The organism is Flagellimonas sp., from assembly GCF_965222555.1.
Taxonomy (GTDB): Bacteria; Bacteroidota; Bacteroidia; order Flavobacteriales; family Flavobacteriaceae; genus Flagellimonas.
The window spans coordinates 154,892-174,614 of record NZ_CBDCUG010000005.1; the positions used below are offsets into that span (position 1 = coordinate 154,892).

At 39.0% G+C, this 19,723-nt stretch carries 15 protein-coding genes and 1 tRNA gene; 7 read left to right on the top strand and 9 right to left on the bottom strand.

The annotated features are described in order from the left end of the window. Positions 1–2 precede the first annotated feature (2 nt). The 5 genes from ACOQO1_RS09270 to ACOQO1_RS09290 form a co-directional block, all read right to left on the bottom strand. On the bottom strand, positions 3–3,596 hold the full coding sequence (locus ACOQO1_RS09270) for a SusC/RagA family TonB-linked outer membrane protein (protein ID WP_420602594.1): 3,594 nt from the start codon (positions 3,594–3,596) through the stop codon (positions 3–5). 81 nt (positions 3,597–3,677) lie between these two features. Continuing rightward, positions 3,678–4,889 carry a FecR family protein gene (locus ACOQO1_RS09275; protein ID WP_420602595.1) on the bottom strand — a complete coding sequence of 404 codons (1,212 nt, stop codon included), beginning with the start codon at positions 4,887–4,889 and terminating at the stop codon, positions 3,678–3,680. Positions 4,890–5,040: 151 nt separating this feature from the next. After that, positions 5,041–5,628, bottom strand: coding sequence for an RNA polymerase sigma factor (locus ACOQO1_RS09280; protein WP_420602596.1), 588 nt, complete (start codon positions 5,626–5,628; stop codon positions 5,041–5,043). 211 nt (positions 5,629–5,839) lie between these two features. Beyond that, positions 5,840–6,268 (bottom strand): DUF6438 domain-containing protein, encoded by a 429-nt coding sequence (locus tag ACOQO1_RS09285; protein ID WP_420602597.1) that lies wholly within the window; start codon positions 6,266–6,268, stop codon positions 5,840–5,842. A gap of 62 nt (positions 6,269–6,330) precedes the next feature. After that, on the bottom strand, positions 6,331–7,386 hold the full coding sequence (locus ACOQO1_RS09290) for a hypothetical protein (protein ID WP_420602598.1): 1,056 nt from the start codon (positions 7,384–7,386) through the stop codon (positions 6,331–6,333). A gap of 239 nt (positions 7,387–7,625) precedes the next feature. Between ACOQO1_RS09290 and ACOQO1_RS09295 the strand changes: the two genes are divergently transcribed. The 7 genes from ACOQO1_RS09295 (at position 7,626) to ACOQO1_RS09325 (ending at position 15,694) form a co-directional block, all read left to right on the top strand. Next, a complete protein-coding gene (locus ACOQO1_RS09295) occupies positions 7,626–8,144 on the top strand; it encodes an RNA polymerase sigma factor (protein WP_420602599.1) in 519 nt (172 codons plus the stop codon). A 9-nt stretch (positions 8,145–8,153) separates the two neighbouring features. Then, positions 8,154–9,065 (top strand): FecR family protein, encoded by a 912-nt coding sequence (locus ACOQO1_RS09300; RefSeq protein ID WP_420602600.1) that lies wholly within the window; start codon positions 8,154–8,156, stop codon positions 9,063–9,065. Next, the gene (locus ACOQO1_RS09305) at positions 9,066–11,621 is read left to right on the top strand and encodes a carboxypeptidase-like regulatory domain-containing protein (protein ID WP_420602601.1); all 2,556 of its coding nucleotides are present in this window, start codon (positions 9,066–9,068) and stop codon (positions 11,619–11,621) included. Between the two features lie 234 nt (positions 11,622–11,855). After that, a complete protein-coding gene (locus ACOQO1_RS09310; RefSeq protein ID WP_420602602.1) occupies positions 11,856–13,004 on the top strand; it encodes a helix-turn-helix domain-containing protein in 1,149 nt (382 codons plus the stop codon). Between the two features lie 127 nt (positions 13,005–13,131). Then, positions 13,132–14,280 carry a serine hydrolase domain-containing protein gene (locus ACOQO1_RS09315; protein ID WP_420602603.1) on the top strand — a complete coding sequence of 383 codons (1,149 nt, stop codon included), beginning with the start codon at positions 13,132–13,134 and terminating at the stop codon, positions 14,278–14,280. A 156-nt stretch (positions 14,281–14,436) separates the two neighbouring features. Further along, positions 14,437–14,733, top strand: coding sequence for a DUF3291 domain-containing protein (locus ACOQO1_RS09320; RefSeq protein WP_420602604.1), 297 nt, complete (start codon positions 14,437–14,439; stop codon positions 14,731–14,733). After that, positions 14,726–15,694, top strand: coding sequence for an alpha/beta hydrolase (locus ACOQO1_RS09325; protein WP_420602605.1), 969 nt, complete (start codon positions 14,726–14,728; stop codon positions 15,692–15,694). The genes ACOQO1_RS09320 and ACOQO1_RS09325 overlap by 8 nt, the downstream gene beginning before the upstream one ends. A gap of 86 nt (positions 15,695–15,780) precedes the next feature. Here ACOQO1_RS09325 and ACOQO1_RS09330 read toward each other — a convergent pair. From ACOQO1_RS09330 to ftsA, 4 genes are all read right to left on the bottom strand, one after another. After that, positions 15,781–15,854 (bottom strand) — tRNA-Arg (locus tag ACOQO1_RS09330). A 12-nt stretch (positions 15,855–15,866) separates the two neighbouring features. Beyond that, complete coding sequence (locus ACOQO1_RS09335; protein WP_420602606.1) at positions 15,867–16,316, bottom strand: GatB/YqeY domain-containing protein; 450 nt, start codon at positions 16,314–16,316, stop codon at positions 15,867–15,869. A gap of 101 nt (positions 16,317–16,417) precedes the next feature. Next, the gene (gene ftsZ, locus ACOQO1_RS09340; protein ID WP_420602607.1) at positions 16,418–18,367 is read right to left on the bottom strand and encodes a cell division protein FtsZ; all 1,950 of its coding nucleotides are present in this window, start codon (positions 18,365–18,367) and stop codon (positions 16,418–16,420) included. A gap of 28 nt (positions 18,368–18,395) precedes the next feature. Beyond that, positions 18,396–19,721 (bottom strand): cell division protein FtsA, encoded by a 1,326-nt coding sequence (gene ftsA, locus ACOQO1_RS09345; protein ID WP_420602608.1) that lies wholly within the window; start codon positions 19,719–19,721, stop codon positions 18,396–18,398. Positions 19,722–19,723 lie beyond the last annotated feature (2 nt).

Below are 19,723 nucleotides of genomic sequence, written 5' to 3' on the forward strand. Positions count from 1 at the left end.
TTTTAAAACGTTAAACTCAAGTTGAACAAATAGGACTTGGTGGATGGATTTGTGTAATAATCCAATCCTCTTGAGTTCCCAACTCCGGCAAAATTCTTATCTGGATCATTGCCAATAACATCGGTCCAAAGCACTAGGTTTCTTCCAGTGAAACTCAGACTTAGATCAGATAGTTTTAATTTCTCAACAATCTTTTTGCTCAAAGAGTATGTAAGGGTCAATTCCCTTAAACGGGTCCAAGTTGCATCTTGAAGCCAAAGCTCGCTAAAGCCTCTGTTTCCAGCTCCATTTCCGCGATACCAGTTTTGTTCCAAAAGAACCGGCCCTGCGCCAAAATCGTATAGATTTCCCCTTACAACTTGTCCAGAAGTATAGGTGGCACCCGTTACATCGGTAATACCATCGGAGGGTATGGTAACTTTGTTACCAGATTCTTTACTGAAACCTCTTTGACTATTAATCTGGCGGGTCATATCGTAAAAATCACCTCCTTGTGAATGCTCAAACAGTACATTCAATGATAAATTTTTAAACCCTAGGTTAAATCCGAGTCCTCCAGTCCAATCTGGATTAGGGTCTCCGATGACATCATACTCAGGTGTCCCGACAGGAAATCCATTGGCATCCAATTCTATGCTACCATCTGCATTGCGCGGTAATTTTCCTCCGAAAATTGCACCCATCTGATAACCTACGGCAGCCACAGAATCACCAGTACCAAAACCGGTTAGGCGCTGTACATCTGCCCCAGCCAAACTAGTGACCTCATTTTTGTTTGTCGCAAAATTACCATAGGGCGTGAACGTCCAGTTGTTACTATCCCTTAAAAAATTTGCGCTGAATTCAAATTCAAATCCTCGGTTTTTCATAGAAGCCCCGTTGGTATAAATACTGGAGAAACCACTTGAAGGCGACCTATCCAAGGTCAACAATATATCCTCAATGTCGTTGGTGTAATAAGTGAAACTGGTATTCAACATATTATCAAAAAACCGTAACTCAAGCCCTCCTTCAATTTCTGTTTTTATCTCAGGCCTTAAATTGGCATTCCCCAATCGGTTGTCCAATCTAAATCCACCACCATGATTTGTAGAGGAAAGATTTCCAAAAATTCCATTACTATAGGTAAAATCACCCTCATAGTTTGTTGAGCTTCTATAAATGGCAGGTTGAATACCCACTTTACCCCAGCTCAACCTCGCTTTTGCAAAGCTGATAAAGCTTTCTTCAGAGAAAAATCCAGCGTCTGAAAATTGCCAAGCAACGCTGGCAGATGGATAAAAGAACGGATCTTTTATAGTTGAAGCAGCTTCAACTGTACCAGAAAGATCAATATATAATTGGTCGTACAGTCCAAAATTTGCTGTGGCAAAACCTCTATTAGATCTTCTGTGGCTTATAAAATTATCTCCCTGGATAATCCTGGAATTGTCCAGCGTATAGATTTCATCGTTCACAATAAAGTCGCTACCAATAGTGGTCTCCCTATTGAACTTTCTATCATTTATATTCCACCCCAAAATATAGGAAGAGGTAATATTTTCGGTCAGATTTGTATCATACTTTGCTATGGCATCGAAATTTAATTCTGTGGCGCCGATACTTTCAAAAGTCAGGTTTCCTTCCAATCTTGGAATAAGACCAGTTCTTGCAGACCCTCGCGGGTATAAATAGGTTCTATCATCACTATAGGTATCCACACCTCCCCTAAGTTTAATGTTCAATCCATCTACAGGATAAACATCAATCTCAGCAGAGTAAATATGCCTGTTTACAATGTTTGGAGCTTTTTGTTCATTGGTAGTCCACAATGGATTGTTATACCTTGGCCGTTCCGTTTCCCCAATTGGGTTTCGGTAAGATCTATGTCTACCACTAAATTCTGCACCGGTATCACTTACATAGGTTCCTGTATAATCCTCAATATTGAAGTCGGAAATATTTCTGTAAAATCCGAGCAACAATCCAGCAGTATTTGAGTTCTGCTGAATTCTGTTTGCGCTTATCCTGGAATATTTCCCTTTAAGTTTAAGGTTGATGTATTCATTGAATTTGTGCGAAGCGCTTAGATTTACCGTATGGCGTCTGTAATCATTGTTTCTAATGATTCCCTCTTGATCCGTATTTCCCAAACTGAAGAAAATATTGCTCTTTTCATCACCCCCGCTTATACTAACAGACTGCTCCAACAAAATACCTGTTCTGAACACCTGGTCGAAGTTTTCGTCCAAAAAGGTTTCCCTGGAGTTTTTGCCTCCATGCAGATTATCAGTTGTTCCATCAGCAATGGGATAATATGTTCTACCCGTTTGGTCTCCTATAAAAAAGCCGCCTGAAGTATCGAAGGTATCTTCACCACCTGTCCTTGTTGATATTTCATCTCCCCATCCATGTAGATAGCCGTATCTATACCTACCGCTAAGTCCTTGCCCATAATTTGATTGCAAAGGTGCTATAGCGTTCACTTCATCCAAGGATATGGAAGTTTTTAGGTTGACCCTAAACCCTCTTTTCCCTGATTTCGTTGTTATGATAACCACACCGTTCGATGCTCTTGACCCCCATAATGCAGCTGCAGAAGCTCCTTTAAGCACTTGCAGCGTCTCAATGTCGTTGGGGTTGATATCGTTTAAACGCGATTGCTGGGATGTACCATTACCAGTAGCACTGCTTGCACCTCCTTGGGTACTGCTGTTACTTATCGGGATTCCGTCTACGATGATTAAAGGTTGGGTACTCCCAAAAATGGTATTTGCCCCACGAATCCTAATATTGGAACCTGAGCCGGGATCGCCATTGGACCTGGTTATATTAACACCGGCCATTTTACCTTGAATTGCGTTTGCCACCGATGTCTCTCCTGATCGCACCAAAGCTTCTGGTTTTACACTTGAGACCGCACTTCCTAATTTATCTGTACGTACCTCAAAACCCAAAGCCGTTACCACCACCTCATCCAGGGCTTGGGCATCTTCCTTTAAAACCACATTGATGGTAGTTTGTCCATTAACGGGAACCTCCATGGAGGCATAACCGATATAGCTAAAAACCAAAATGGCATTCCCATCGTCTACTTCCAAAGTGTAATTACCGTCAAAGTCCGATGTGGTTCCATTTGTTGTGCCTTTAACGACAACACTTGCTCCTGGCAATGGGCCGGTATCATCTGTAATTGTTCCCGAAACTGCCATTTGCACTCCCTTTACAGAAGCTTTTTTGGACTGTTTCGCGCTTTTTTTCAAGACAACTTGCCTACCATTTATATGGTAGTCAATATAATTTGGTTTAAAGTGCTGCTCCAAAGTGGCATCAATTGTCTCATTCTTGATATTAAAATCCCCCTTTTTCTTGTTCAAGGCAGGCAGCAAATCCTCTCCATACATAAAAACAAACTCACTTTGCCCCTCAATGCTATAAATGATATCCAGTAGCGTGGCATCTTTTAGGTTGACTTTTAACTTTGTCTTTTGTGAGTAAGAGTCAGTGTAAGAATAAAGTGTGAAGAGCAATAAAAATAGTGTCAGAAACCTCATCACTTTTTTGATTTTGTCCATAAAATCGCCTGAACGACCATACGGAAACCCCTTTTTTTCCATAATTTAGTTAGTTGTTAGTTTTAACAATTCCTGTTTTTACAGGTTACCCGCCAGAGCATGGTACGAACATGCTCTGGTTTTTTATTTGGTTATCAAATATTCATTGATTCCAGTTTTTTCATATTTAGCTGATGCTGACATGGCCAAATTTTCCATGGTCTTTTCAACTGAATCATTAAGATCCAGTTTACCAGCTAGTTTAAATTGTTGATTAATGTCTTCTGCCAGGCTTATTTTAATATTATAGTAAGTCTCCACCCGTTCCACAATATCCTGCAACGGTTCTCCCCTAAATATCAAAAGTCCTTCAATCCAAGAAATATAAATTTCGGTATCAACCTTCATTCTGTTTTGGACAACTTTGGCTGATACGCTCCATTCTGCAAGCTCTCCCGGTTTCATAATAGTTTTGTCTTCCTTACCAAACAAGGTGTTTTTGGTTTGTTTTACCAAATGGACTTCTCCTTCTGCCAAAACAGTGGTCACCTTATCGTTTTTGCTATAAGAATTTACGTTGAACTTGGTTCCAACGGCAGTAATGGAAAACTCATCATCCTTTAACACCCTTACCGTAAAAGGTTTGTTCACATTGGATTCCACTTCAAAAAAGGCTTCGCCATCCAAATAGACCTCCCGCGAATTTCCAATGAACTTTTTTGGAAAAACCAATCTAGATCCTGAATTCACATGTACAATTGACCCATCGCTCAATGTAATCTTGCTGTGCTTGCCAAACGGAACTATCAACTGGTTCATTTGAGGCACTCCAGAGGTATCTTCACCACCAATGTCTAAAGTATCTTTGTTGTTGATAACCAGATTGTCGCTACCGGAATAGTTGATATTAGACCTTTTTTGGTCTATCGCAATTTCTTGGTCATCCTCTAGTATCAGTTTTGTATCTGTTGCTGAATCGATGGAAACCTGCAATAGCGATTCTATATTTGGTCTTTCATTCTTATCTCGGCTCGTAGTCAGATAAATGGCTGTTCCCACAACAATCGCCAGAACTGCAGCATATTTGAATATGCTAAGATAGATTGGACCACGTCTAGACTCCTTATTACCTACCTTTTCATAAATCTTATCAAGAATCTCGCGCTTTTCGTGCTGTGAAAGCTTTTCATTGCTTGCCCCTAAAGTTCCAAGGCAATCCCTTAAAATTTGGATTTTTGCTCCCTCTTCAGGGTTTTCTTTTATGTAGTTCTCCCAATAGGCGTTTTTTTCATTGGTTGGATGGGCAATCCAATCCACAAATTTTTCGTCATCAAGATATTTGGTAAAATCGTCCAATTCAATGCTATTTGTTCTATAGGGACAGAAGTTTTCATTTTGTGGACACTTTTTTTAAGTTTTTTTTCACTTTTAAACACAATACGCTCAAAATCAATGTATTGTATTTTAAAAATCTTTAAAACTAAATTGATCAAAAAAGAAGGCAATGCTAAAAAATCTTTAGCATGGAATAAAACAGGACTATGCCCTTGTAATCATCAAAGGCTTTACTGTTCCTAAGCTTTTTAACCGCCCTGTATACCTGTTTTCTAACCGAGGAATGGTCAATTTTTACAATTTCAGAAATCTCTTCATAGCCCAGCCCCACGCTAAAGCGCAAATACATGATCTCTTTTTGTTTTGGTGTCAGGGAATCCAATGCTTCATTCACCAGATTACGCTTTTCTTCATCCAATTCTGATAGGATTCTTTTGTCCTCGAAGTTATAGCCCGCACTAACACTAAATCCAGGCTGTTCGTGAAGTTTTGTCTTTTTTCTTTCCTTTTTCTTTTTCTTAAATATGGTGTGCTTTAGCGCCTTAAGAATATAAAACTTGATATTGTTGGGTTCGGATATGGCGTTTCGATGTTCAAAAATGTCTATAAACACTTCTTGGATGCTGTCCTTTACCAATTCTTTATCAGAATCTAGCTTCAAACCATAGGCATACATATCATCAATACATGACTTATACACCGATTCGAATGCAGTCTTATCTCCAGCTTTAAATTTTGACCATAAATTGCCCTGATCCATAGATAATCTAGTGCATGTTTGAGCCCACACCTGCTCTTACCTTAGGTTGAATATAAACAAACTTAAAAAAATATATTTAAGCTTTGTTCATGAACATCCATAGACGGAATTTAGAATTTATGGTTGTGTAAGCACATATTATTTCAATATTTAAAAACCGGTTTATACTTAATTGATCTCATAAAAATATAGGGCTCAGAGGATTGACCAACTACTGCCCTACAACAATCCCTGCCACCATATCTTCAATGAGTGTGTTGACCTTCTTTAACCCTTCACTTATTTTGGAAGCATGATACTCATACTTCTTTGTGTCAAACTTTAATTTAGTAATAGGAAGATCCCTTACCCTTTTAAAGGCACTCGGTGTTCCAAGTTCACTTTTGAGGGCACTTGTCAATTTTTCCATTTCCTCTGTGGCCAACCTTCCTTTTATTTCCTTGTTGGGCCCAATTGCCCTTACATTTTTATAGGTGAAGTTTCCATCCGGATAAACCATAAAATCATAAACCGGACATCTTCCCAAACAAGGACCCTTGGAATACTGAAGTAACGGTTCTCCTTGAGGAATGGCTGATGTTCCCTCGCCAGATTTACAAGCAAACAATGTAAAAACCAAAATCATATATATTTTTTTCATAATTGAATCTTTTTGTAATAAAGCCCCTTGAACTTGGTCAAGGGGCATTGAATTCTTTATTATCACCCGGCCTTTTTATGGGTGCAGCCCTTTTTGGGGTGTCCAATTGTTTTTGCCTTTTTCCAAGAACCTGCAACTGGCAGGTAACTTCTACCTTTGGCAGATGCCATGTTGTTTCGGATAAAATCTCTGAAGGATATCAGTTCCGGATGATCGTACATGAGTTGAATCTTTTGCTCGGCAATGGAATTACCATTGGGACCTCCTTTTCTGGTCACAAAAGTGGCAAATACCTCAGCAATGTCCTCACCCGGATTTGTGGATGCATAAGCAGTTACGTAGCGCTCCTTATGTTTTTGATAGAACTGTTCCATTTTATCTTCATTTTCCTGAGCCGACTCAAACTCGCTCCATATATCTGCCCAGTATCGAGTTTGCAGCTTATTGATGTACGAATCGGTCTTTGCACAGCCTTCCCCAGTAAAGTAGTTTTTACAATCGCTTTGGGAAATAGAGACATTCACTTGGTCAATATCCAAGGTTAAAATATGTCCAAACTCATGGATTATGGTATAGGCCAGTTCTCCCCCGGCATTAAAACCACCTTCGTATGCAAAATCTATGGCTATGCCCATTTGCCATTTAGACAGGTCATTTTCAGTGGGAAACACATATCCGGCCGTTCCACTACTCTCCCCTGAGAATATCATAAATTCACTCATTTTGGAAAGATAGCTGGTCGGGACAATCTTCTTTACCAACTCCCAAACTTCTTGATGTTTATTGGTGTCTTTTTGAAGTTCCAGATCGGTTCCCGATACCTTATAGTCCGTTTGTTTTGTAATGTTGGCACCGTCAACCTTATATAAGGTTATTTCCCCCTCTTCACCATCCGTTCCCGAATTATCTCCCTGGTCTCCATTATTATCACCATCAGAGTTGTCGTTGCCATTGTTATCTACATTGTCATCTCCTCCGGAATTATCATTGCCATCCGTGCCTGTAGTATCCGCAACGGAATCGCCATTTATAAGAACATCATCCTTCTCACAGGATTGAATGGTGAGTATAGCAAAGAATAGTAATAAAATCCATTTTAGTTGTTGCAGCCTTTTCATAAATAAAATCTTTAATTGAACATTGTTTAACACCACAACAGGCAACTTTTGGAGTACCCTATTTTTTTTCAGAATTTTTCGATAACCCTCCGGACAAAAAAAACTACCATTAAAAAAATAGGGTATGTGCAGACCTTCCTGTTGTATCATCAACAAGGGGAAATCCGGAATAATGGAAAAATGATGGGAATAACCTTTTTGAAATAATTAGTTTTGAAATACAAACCTTATTTCAAAATATGGGATTTGAGCATAAATCCGTTTGTGACGAAAACACTTTTAAGAAGATATTTGATGATCATTCCGAAGTGATTCGAAATTTCATCTATTACAAATGCAAAGACATGCAGCAGGCAGAAGATCTAACTCAGGATGCCTTTGTAAAACTTTGGAAGAATTGCAAGAAAGTGGTCTTTAGCAAAGCAAAGTCGTTTGTAATGAAAGTTGCTCAAAATGCATTTTACAATGAAGCTGCCCATGAAAAAGTGGTTTTGAAATACAATTCGACCGTTTCCATTAAAAAGATGTTTACAGAAAGTCCTGATTTTTTAATGGAAGAGCAAGAATTCATGGAAAAATTACAACGCAGCATTTCCAGTCTTCCTGAAAAGGAAAGGATAGTGTTTTTATTGAGCAGAAAAGATAAAAAAACATATCGGGAAATTGCTGAAATCGTAGGCATTACCCAAAAAGCGGTAGAGCGTCGCATGCATCTTGCGCTGTTAAAGCTTAGGGAAAAGATAGGAAGGTCCATTTAAGACAAAAAAATGGAAGAATTGAATAACATAGATGATTTTTTGGCCAAATGGGCAAGTGGGGAACTGTCCGATGCTGAAAAGAAAACTTTTGAACAATCAGAAGAGTATGTGTACTACAAAGCTATTCTGGAGGGAACAGAGGCATTGGATGTGCCATCTTATAAAAAAGAAGACCTGTACCTAAAGGTACAGCAGCAAAGAGAAAACAGTGGAAAGGTTGTTACGCTTATTCCCAAATGGGTGTATGCCACCGCTGCAGCAATTGCAGTATTGCTTTTTGGATACATATGGTTTGCCGGTACCACGGTTGATTACACAACAGGCTTTGGAGAACAGTTGACCGCCCAACTCCCTGATAATTCCGAAATCATACTCAATTCAAACTCCGCTCTATCTTATATAAAAGAAGATTGGAAAAACGGAGACAGAACAGTGAATTTAAAAGGAGAAGCTTTCTTTATAGTACAGAAAGGGTCAGATTTTAAGGTTGAAACGACCAATGGCAATGTGACCGTATTAGGAACCGAATTCACCGTAAATTCCGGCGACCGTGTTTTTCAAGTTATTTGTTATGAAGGAAAAGTAGAGGTAACTAATAATGATCTTACCCAAGTATTACATCAAGGAGATGCGTTGAGAATTTATGGGGCAACTGTTGAGCATTGGAAATTGTCAGATGCAAAACCTACTTGGATACAAGGTGAGAGCAATTTTACCAATGCTCCCCTATCACAGGTCATCAAAGCTCTTGAAAATCAGTTTGAAATCTCCATCAATGCAGAAAATGTGGACACGGATGCGCGATTTACAGGAAGTTTTACCCACGGAGACCTAAATGCCGCCTTACGAATTGTTTTTGAGTCCATGGATATTACATATACTTTTACCAACAAGAATACCGTTATTCTTGTTGAGAAGTAGATGAAAAACCTTTTTGTTTCTTTTTTTTTCCTACTGTGCATTGCTGCATCCGCCCAAGAAGCCGTGCATTCGTTCACGTTCAATAATGTTCCTTTATCGCAGGCCCTTGACCAAGTGGCCAAAACTTTCGATATTAAATTCTCTTACAAGGCCATATTGGTCAAAAACAAACATGTTACCCTAAATATTGATAATGCGATTCTTAAAAAGGCTATTGGGGATTTGGCCAATTCTGCCGGACTTACCTTTGAGAGAGTCAATGAACGTTATTATATTTTAAAGGGACAAACACACGTTTTTTGCGGTTATCTAAAGGACAAAGCTGATGGTCTTGCCATAGTTGGTGCCACCGTGGCAAATACCAAAAAGAAAACTGGAATAATTACCAATAACAATGGTTTTTTTAAACTGGAAAACGTAGGTGAAACCGATACTCTTTCCATTTCATATTTGGGATATGGAACACTTGTTCTACCGGGCAGTGCTGTCAACAAAGATGATTGTACCCTTTTGGAATTATCCGCCAATGCCGAAACTCTTCAAGAAGTCGTGGTCAAGGAGTATTTGGCTCGGGGGATATCCAAAAACCAAGACGGATCCATACAAATTGCTCCCAATAACCAGGATATCCTTTCAGGACTGCCCGAACCTGATGTGCTTCAAAGCACCCAATTGCTGCCTGGAATTGAAAGCCCCAATGAAACGGCATCAGGACTGTACATAAGAGGTGGTACTCCCGATCAAAACCTTATTCTGTGGGATGGCATCAAAATGTACAATTCCGATCACTTTTTTGGTATGTTATCGGCATTCAATCCGTACATTGTCAAAAATGTAAAAGTGTACCGTAGTGGCGCCCTTCCGGAATATGGAGATAGGGTCTCCGGAGTATTGGATATCAATACAGATGATACCGTCGCGGACATGGCTCAAGGTGGTATCGGATTTAACATGACACATGGGGACGCTTTCCTTAAAATTCCCCTAACCAAACAATTTGGAGTTCAGGTATCTGCAAGGAGAGCGTTTACTGACCTCTTTGACTCCCCTACTTTTGGCAAATTTACAGACAAAGCATTCCAGAATACCAGCATTCGGAGAAATCAAGAAGTATTTGAACCGGAGTTTACTGAAAGTACCCAATCCTTTTATTTTACGGACATAACCCTAAAGACCATTTGGGATGTCTCGGAAAAAGATAAAATAATGGTTTCAGGACTTTCCACAAGGAACAAATTGGACTATTCTTTTGCGGACACTGAATTTACAGATGCTTCCAGTGACAAGCTTAACATCAAAAACTATGGGGCCAATGCCACTTGGAGTAGCATCTGGAACAGCAAAACTTCTTCAGAGTTGCAGCTGTACCATTCTGCATATGATTTCAGTTATGATGGACGAAACGAATACTTTGGATCGGAACTAATCACTTCTAAAAGAAACACTATCAAGGAAACTGGGTTTTCATTCAAAATGGATTGGGAAATCAATGAGAAATGGTCGCTATCCAATGGTTATCAATTTTTTAATAATCGAGTTGATTTTCTGTTGCAACAGGATGATTTATCCGAAACTGACAAAGTTGATAATCCAACCCATACGTTATTTCAAAATCTGGTCTATCAGTTTGGAAAAAGTTATGTCCAGATGGGACTTCGAACTTCCTATTATTCAGAATTGCAACGTTTTCTTGCTGAACCACGGCTTTATGCCGAACAAAAAATTGGAGATAATTTTAGATTAAAAGGGTCGGCAGAAGTCAGGGGGCAGGCCATTAGCCAAATTCTGGAGTTTGCCACCCAAGATTTTGGACTGGAAAACCAAATTTGGGCTTTGGCCAACGGTAATGATATTCCGTTGCTTGAAAGTTATCAGTTCTCCACGGGGCTTTTATGGTACAAAAAAGGATGGAGCATGGATTTTGAGGCATATCATAAAACCATCAATGGGATTACCTCTTTTACAAGGGGTTTTGAGTCCGTTGATGCCAATTTTACCGAAGGAAAAAGTACTACCAAAGGAATAGACCTGTTTATAAAAAAGAAATGGAACAATTATTCCTCCTGGTTAGGGTATACGGTTTCCAACACCGACTTCAAGTTTTCCGAACTCAATATGGGAAATGCTTTTAAGGGCAACAACAACATTGGGCATTCCCTCACTTGGTCTCATTTTTATACTTGGAGAAATCTTCAATTTTCATTGGGGTGGAAATATAGAACGGGGATTCCGTTTACCGAAGCTATTGGGACAATTGGGGAAGGTGATGATATCCAAATTCAGTATGGAGCCATCAACGCCAAAACATTACCAGACTATCATCGTTTGGACTTTTCATTGATTTACGATTTTGTGCTATCCAAAAAAGAAAATCCAGTTACCGCCAAAATTGGTCTTTCCGTTCAAAACATTTATGGCCAAAAGAACATTCTGAATAGGAATTTTGGGTTGTTTCAGATAACCGATCAGCAAAACAACAGCACAATAGAGCTGCAGGAAATAACAAGGTATTCTTTGGGTACTACGCCCAATTTTGTTTTTAGGGTGAGCTTTTAAAAAACAGATATTTTAAATTGGTCATAGATCAATGTAACCCAAAAAAACATTTGTTCATAATGGAGTTCATCCGTAGGTGTTTTCAAAATTAAAATGAACTGACATATCCAATAGGGCAATTGTTTTGAGATTGATAACTAGGTTTCGCTAACTTGCAATTATTTATCATGCTTTTTGATCATTTCTTAAAACTGTATTCTCAGGAAAATGTTTTATAACTTAAGTTAAAGTTCTATGATTTTTCTCATCGTTGTTGGCTTAAGCATTCTAGCAATATTCCTGTTGTTCATCTTACCCAAAAAAGACAAGGTTTTGAGCGATTATTACTTGATTGCGATTATTTTCTTTTTTGCAGGAATACTTGGTACCCACATCATAATGGAAAAATGGCTTTCTATTGAGGCCTATCTAATAAGTTTGTTTTTTAACACCTACTATTTTCCAGTCCTGATGATCTATGGACTAATTTTATTGAGTGGTAATAATAAGTTCAATAAACAGTGGTTGTGGATTTATGGCTATCCGATCGTTTATACCATTTTTATACTTCTTGATGTTTTGGTATTAAACGACTATGGCTCCCCAGTAGCTGTTCAGAAGTTATTTACAGAACCATCAAAATATCAGCTATTCTTTTATTTGACGCAGTATATCTATGTCATAGTTCTTTTAATATGGCTTTGGAAAAAACTTAAAGCATATACTTTGGAAATCAAGAGCCGTTATTCAACCATTGAACATATCAACTTAAATTGGTTTCGTTTTTTTATCCTTTCTTTTTTGTGCCTTAGTAGTATAGGTCTTGTAATTTTCACAAGTTTCAGTGCCGGTATAATCAAAAACATAGAAATTCCCTTTGGCATTGAATACATGATCTTCATAATTCTATTGTTTTACCTATGCTACAATGGAATAAAACAATACTCTTTAGCCTCAGTAAGGAACAATGACGAAATAATATTGGTTTCTGGTTCACGAAAAAATGTTTTGGTAACCGAGAAGTATCAATCATCAAGTTTGACCAAAGAAAATATCGACACTTATTTCAAAGAAATAGTACAATTGTTTGATCAGGAGAAATTGTTTCTTGAGCCACAGTTCAAAATTGAAGAAATAGCCCAAAGACTCAATATTTCTGTCCATAAAGTTTCACAAATCATCAACTCCAAGTCCAATAAAACATTCTTTGACTTTGTAAACCGCTATCGCGTAGAACATTTCAAAAAACTGCTGTCCGATCCCAATAATCATAAATTTACAATTCTATCTATGGGAATTGAAAGCGGTTTCAATTCAAAAGCTTCAATGAACAGGGTCTTTAAAAATTTTGTTGGGCAATCCCCAAAAGAGTTTCAGCAAAACCAATCACCACGTACCATTTAATAAATTGGGCTCAATCCTGAAGTAACAATTAGGTCTCAGGTTATCGCATGAGGCATTTTATTGGTTGAGACGCTTCACATTTGTATCTGTAACATTCGATTTCAATATCGAACAAAAAACTGATACCATGCTAATTCAAAACACCAGTACCAACCTCAAATTGTATTTCATTGCTCCATTTGTATTGTTCTTTATGTCCTGCAGTAATGATGACAACGATGTTTCAATACCTACAGAAAAAGACCTTACAACCACTCTTACAGAATATTTAGACCAGAACCAATCCGATTCTGATCCTGGATTAAGCATATTGATCAAGTACCAGGGAGAAATTTTGTATCAAAATCACAAAGGGCTTGCCAGATTAGAAGGCAATCATGCTATAAATCAGCACACAGGTTTTAGAATAGGTTCGATAACCAAGACCATAACGGCAATTTCTATAATGAAATTGGTGGAACAAAACCAAATTTCATTAGAGGATAGACTGCTTGACATTCTACCAGATTTACCCAACTCTTTTACAAATATCACGATAGCACATCTGTTATCACATCGGTCTGGTCTATTGGATTATATAGACGATAACAACAATCTATCTTCCCTTGATGGTGTCACTATTTCCCAAATTCCGTCCATTATCCCTGGTTCTGGGTTGGGCAACCTTTTATTTGAGCCCGGTTCTGAAGGTGAATACTCAAATACAGGCTATGTTTTTCTTGCGCTGGTCATTGAAGAAGTTAGTGGTATGTCGTACCCTGATTTCCTTAAGGAAAATATTTTTGAGCCCATAGGAATGATCAATACTTTTGTAATTTACGAGGATGAACACTTAGGAGATGTCAATGCTAATTATGCACTATCCTTTGGTAATTCAATAAAGGTATTGGGGTTTGATTCATTGATTTATGGAGGTAGTGGTGTGGTGAGTTCAACCCACGACCTTAACCTATTTACTGAAGCACTTTTGAATTTTGACATAATCACAGAACAAAGTCTTAATACTATGACGGCAACACAAGGGCCTGTGGAAGAAATAGCGGATTACGGCTATGGTTGGATGACTGGAACAGGAAAATATTGGCATACCGATGAATTATCCGACCCCAATGATTTTTGGCATTCCGGAGGTTTTGATGGATATCGTTCGGTTTTATCAATCAACCCTGATCTAGACCTACAAGTCATCATTTTAACTAATAATGGGGATAAAAGTCAGGCAATTATGTGGGAAATAATGCGTCTAACCAGAACCCATATAAAAAGTAATAGTTAATCTTATCAAAAAACAACTAGTACCTCATTGTCTTTTTCAAAACGGGCGTATCTTTTGATTTCTAATATTCTTAGTCACTTTTAATTACTCAAAAAAATTTAGAAACAATCAAATATGATATTAGTAGTTACCTGCATTAAATTAAAATCTCCTTGGATGTTTTTTTCTTTGTCCATGAAAGCTATGCGCGTAGTCCATCAAATAAAGGGCTCTTCGTGTATAGGGCTCAAAAAAAGAGGTTTTTGGACAGAACACTATACCATGACCCTTTGGCCCAATAAAGAGGAAATGAATAAATTTTCCAGGAGTGGCAATCATTTAGCCGCTGTAAAAAAAACCAGCTCAATTGCCAAGGAAGTAAGAACCCTGACCATAGATGCAAATGAGTTTCCTAAATGGGGAGTAGCTAAAACCTTGCTGAAAGAAAAGGGCAAAATATTGAAGTATGAATAGTCTGTTGTATATCATTTCATTAGTTGGGGTCACTGTACAAGTTTTGCTCAAAAGACTATTGGGCTATAAAAAATATCCTAATTGGTCCGTCAAAACAGAAATCATTTGGGCCACATCACGTATGACCCTTCTCGCTTCGAACAAATATGGTTTATTATGGTTGAAAAGAATATCACAAAAGTTTATGCCAAAACCTACTTTGAAAAAGCAAATCAACATAGATCATAATTCAATAAAAGGCATCAACTATATAAAAGTTACCCCACATGCTATTGCAGATTCCAATAAAACAGTTGTTTACTTTAATGGTGGCGGATACACCCTGGGCTCTCCGGAAGCTTCTCTGGAATTCATAACTAGACTCAGCATTGCCCTAAAAACGGTGATATTAATCCCTGAGTACCCTACGGCGCCAGAAGCAGAATATCCAAAAGCTCAAATAGCCTGTTTAAATTTTGTAAGGGAAATCATGAAAGACTGTGACAACTTAATACTTGCAGGTGATTCGGCGGGGGCGGCTCTGGCACTATCAACTTTCAAAAATCTCAATACAACCGAAAGGAAAAATATCCATGGCACGGTACTTATATCACCTTGGGTAGATCCTCTTTCTGAAATTGGATCAATAAACTATAATAATGACAATGATATTGGAGATCGAACTTTTGTAACCAATTGTTATAAACTCTATTTAGGAAATAAGATGGAAAGTTCCGATTACCCTATGTCATTCAATGTGGATAACATACCACAGCTTCCAAAAACCTTTATTGGTGTAGGTAGTGCCGAAATTTTACTAGATCAAACTGAGGCTCTTAAAACCGAACTCATAAAAAATAGTACACCAACCCGTTACAAATTATATCCCAATATGTTCCATACATTTTGGAACTTTTCACCAACCATACCCGAAGCATCACAATTAATTGATGATATCTCCTCATGGATGACAAACGATTAAGCTATTCCAAAGCGAACCCAGCTGCATTTTGGACTGAAAATAAAAAAACGTTCAGGTAAACTTGAACGTTTTTATCGTAATTTTTGTGACCACGGTAGGATTCAAACCTACGACCGCTGGAGCCGAAATCCAGTGCTCTATTCAGCTGAGCTACGTGGCCATTATATTATTACTAACTTAGTTTTGCTCTAACTATGGTTGAAATGGTCTTTCCATCGGCCTGACCAGCCAATTCTTTGGAAACCAACCCCATTACCTTCCCCATATCCTGCATTCCAGATGCCCCAATGGAATCTATCGTTTGAACCACAACTTTTTCAATCTCTTCTTCCGTAAGCTGTTCGGGTAAAAACTTTTCAATAACTGCAACTTGTGCCAACTCCGGAGCCGCTAAATCATCTCTACCTTGCTCAGTAAAGATTGCTGCACTGTCCTTACGCTGTTTCACCAATTTTTGAACCAGTTTTACCTCATCGGCTTCCGAAAGCTCTCCACCACCACCTTTATCGGTCTTGGCCAACAAAATTGCAGATTTTATGGCTCGCAAGGATTCCAAAGCAACAGTATCCTTGGCTTTCATTGCCGATTTCATCTCTGTCATTATTTGTTCTTGCAAACTCATGTTGTCTTTATTTTGGGCTGCGAAGATAAAAAATAAACCCGAAAGTCTCTTAACTTACGGGTTTAGGTTTTCCATTAAAAATGGAGTCAATTTAAACACTACTAATCAACATTATCGTGCAAGAAGGAGTTATTGGATCGCAATTGCAAATCATCATTGCTGTCCTCGCTCAATGTTGTTCTGGAGACCTTCTGCTCTTGTGGTGTATCGTCCAAATCAACGCCTTGTCTTTTATATGCAGGCTGCTTCTCTATCTCATCAATACTATTTCTGCTGTTCTGAAATTTATAGTTGAAGTTTTTCAATTTTTTTCTGCGTTCATCCGCTCTATCTTTCAACAATTCATTGATGGAACTATTGAATGGGTCCACATTGCCACTGTTATCACCTTCCGCTTTAGCTTCAACTTTGATAGTTTTCTTTTCAAAAACCAGTTCATCTTCCACCAATTTGGGTTCGTGGGTCTCCGCAACGGATTTAGCGCCCGTTAATTGGGTCTCCAATTCCATGTACTCTTCCAAATTGTATCTGGTTTCACCCTCTTTTTTATATTCCAAAACAGGTTTTACCTCTACATATTCATTTACATCGATATCCTTCACATCTTCATCTAGGTCAAACGTAATGGTATGCTCTTTTTCTTCCTCTTCTTTGGAAGCATTTAACGGCATATCAAAAGTTAAGGCAAACTGATCTTCTGCAGCCTTTGGTGAGATTACCTCTGGATCTACCACCTCGATATCGTTTAGGATACTTTTGGCTTCTATAATCACAAAATCATCCTCAACATTTTCCGGTACCACTTCTTCATAGAAAACATTAAAGTTTCTGATATAATTTGTTGTAGGAATAAGATCAGATTCTTGTTGTTTTGGCTCAACCACTTCCTCTTCTTCCATTTCCAATGTATGCTTTACAATCATTGGTTCTGCCTCCACCGGAGTTTTTTCAACATTGATTTCCTGAACGGATGTTGTTTCAGGTGCCAATTCCTGCTCGGCGGTCTGTTCGTCTTCCAAGGTGTAAAACACCTTCTTGCTTTCCGTATTTACAATATGGTCTTGCTGATCAATGTTGAATCCAGTTGCAATAACGGTAACCGCAATGGCATCTCCCAGGTTTTCATCCTCACCGACACCCATAATGATATTGGCTCCATGTCCAGCTTCAATCTGAATGTAATCATTGATTTCACCAATCTCATCTATAGTGATTTCCTGCGTGCCGGAGACAATAAGCAACAACACATTTTTGGCGCCGTTAATTTTGTTATCATTCAACAGCGGAGAATCCAAGGCTTTCATAATGGCTTCACCTGCCCTTGCAGAGCCAGAAGCTGTAGAAGAGCCCATTATAGCCGTTCCACTATTGGAAAGCACTGTCTTGGCATCCCTAAGGTCAATGTTCTGCGTATAGTGATGTGTAATTACTTCTGCAATCCCCCTTGCTGCAGTTGCCAATACTTCATCTGCTTTTGAAAAACCGGCCTTAAACCCGAGGTTTCCGTATACTTCACGTAGTTTGTTGTTATTGATTACAATTAAAGAATCCACGTTGGAGCGTAACTTTTCAATCCCGGTTTGCGCTTGTTTGTTTCGCATAGCACCTTCAAACTGAAAAGGGATAGTAACAATTCCCACAGTTAGAACATCCATTTCCCGAGCTACTTTGGCAATAACGGGAGCTGCACCTGTCCCTGTTCCACCACCCATCCCGGCAGTAATAAAAACCATCTTTGTGGTATTTCCCAACATGGCCTTGAGGTCTTCCATACTCTCCAAAGCTGCCTGTTCACCAACCTCTGGATTAGCTCCAGCGCCAAGTCCTTCGGTCAGGGATACTCCTAACTGAATCTTGTTGGGAACTGCGCTGTTTTGCAAAGCCTGGGCATCTGTATTGCAGATTACAAAATCCACTCCGTTAATACCGGCCTGGAACATGTGGTTAATGGCATTGCTACCTCCGCCACCAACGCCAATTACTTTTATTACGTTGCTTTGGTTCTTTGGAAGGTCAAAAGAAATGTTGTCAAATTCGGTGCTCTTACTCATGACTGTTTTGTTACTATTAATGGGGTTATTATTCTGCATTGTCCAAAAAGTCCTTCAACTTCTCGGACCATTTATCAAAAATGGATTTTCTAGGTGCCGTTCGCGTACTTGTCGACTGACCTGCCACGCTTTCTTGTCCCACCAAAACCTCTTCTTCCTCCTGCTCCATTTCGCTTTCCAGCACATTATTGGTTTTGGTCTCCAAGGCGTTCATTAAAAGCCCTACAGCCGTAGCATATAATGGACTTGCTATCTCTTCATCGGAATCTCCGGCCAAATGTTCGTTGGGATACCCAATGCGCGTGTCCATCCCAGTGATATATTCCACCAATTGTTTTAAGTGTTTCAATTGGCTACCTCCACCGGTAAGTACAATTCCGGCAATAAGCTTCTTCTTTTGATCCTCGTGTCCGTAGTTCTTGATTTCCACGTACACCTGCTCCACTATCTCCACCACCCGGGCATGGATAATTTTGGATAGGTTCTTCAAGGTTATTTCCTTGGGCTCACGACCTCTTAAGCCAGGAATGGACACAATTTCATTGTCCTTGTTCTCCCCTGGCCAAGCAGACCCAAACTTAATTTTCAACAACTCGGCTTGCTTTTCAATAATGGAACAGCCTTCTTTGATATCTTCGGTTATAACATTTCCACCAAATGGGATTACAGAGGTATGACGGATTATGCCATCTTTAAAAATGGCCAAATCAGTGGTTCCACCACCTATATCTATCAAAGCAACACCAGCTTCCTTCTCTTCCTGACTCAAAACAGCTTCGGCGGATGCCAGCGGTTCCAAAGTGATATTCCCCAAATCCAATCCGGCACTTTTAATACATCTGCCAATATTTTTTATAGACGAAACCTGCCCCACTACCACATGAAAATTGGCTTCCAAACGTCCACCATACATTCCTTTGGGTTCTTTTATCTCAGATTGACCATCCACTTTATATTCTTGAGGCAGTACATGGATGATTTCCTCTCCTGGAAGCATCACCAATTTGTAAACCTGGTTGCAGAGTTTCTCCAAATCGTCATCATTGATGACCTCCTCAGAGTTTGGCCTGGTAATGTAATCACTATGCTGAAGGCTTCTGATATGTTGTCCAGCAATACCAACCACAACAGAGCCAATCTTTAACCCAGAATTCACCTCTGCTTGTTCCACAGCTTGTTGAATTGATGAAATGGTCTGGGTAATATTGTTGACCACTCCCCGGTGGACACCCAGACTTTTGGATTTCCCCGTTCCTAAAATCTCAATTTTTCCATACTCATTTTCCCTACCAATAATCGCTACGATCTTAGTAGTTCCAATATCCAAACCAACTGAATACTTACCCTGTTCCATAC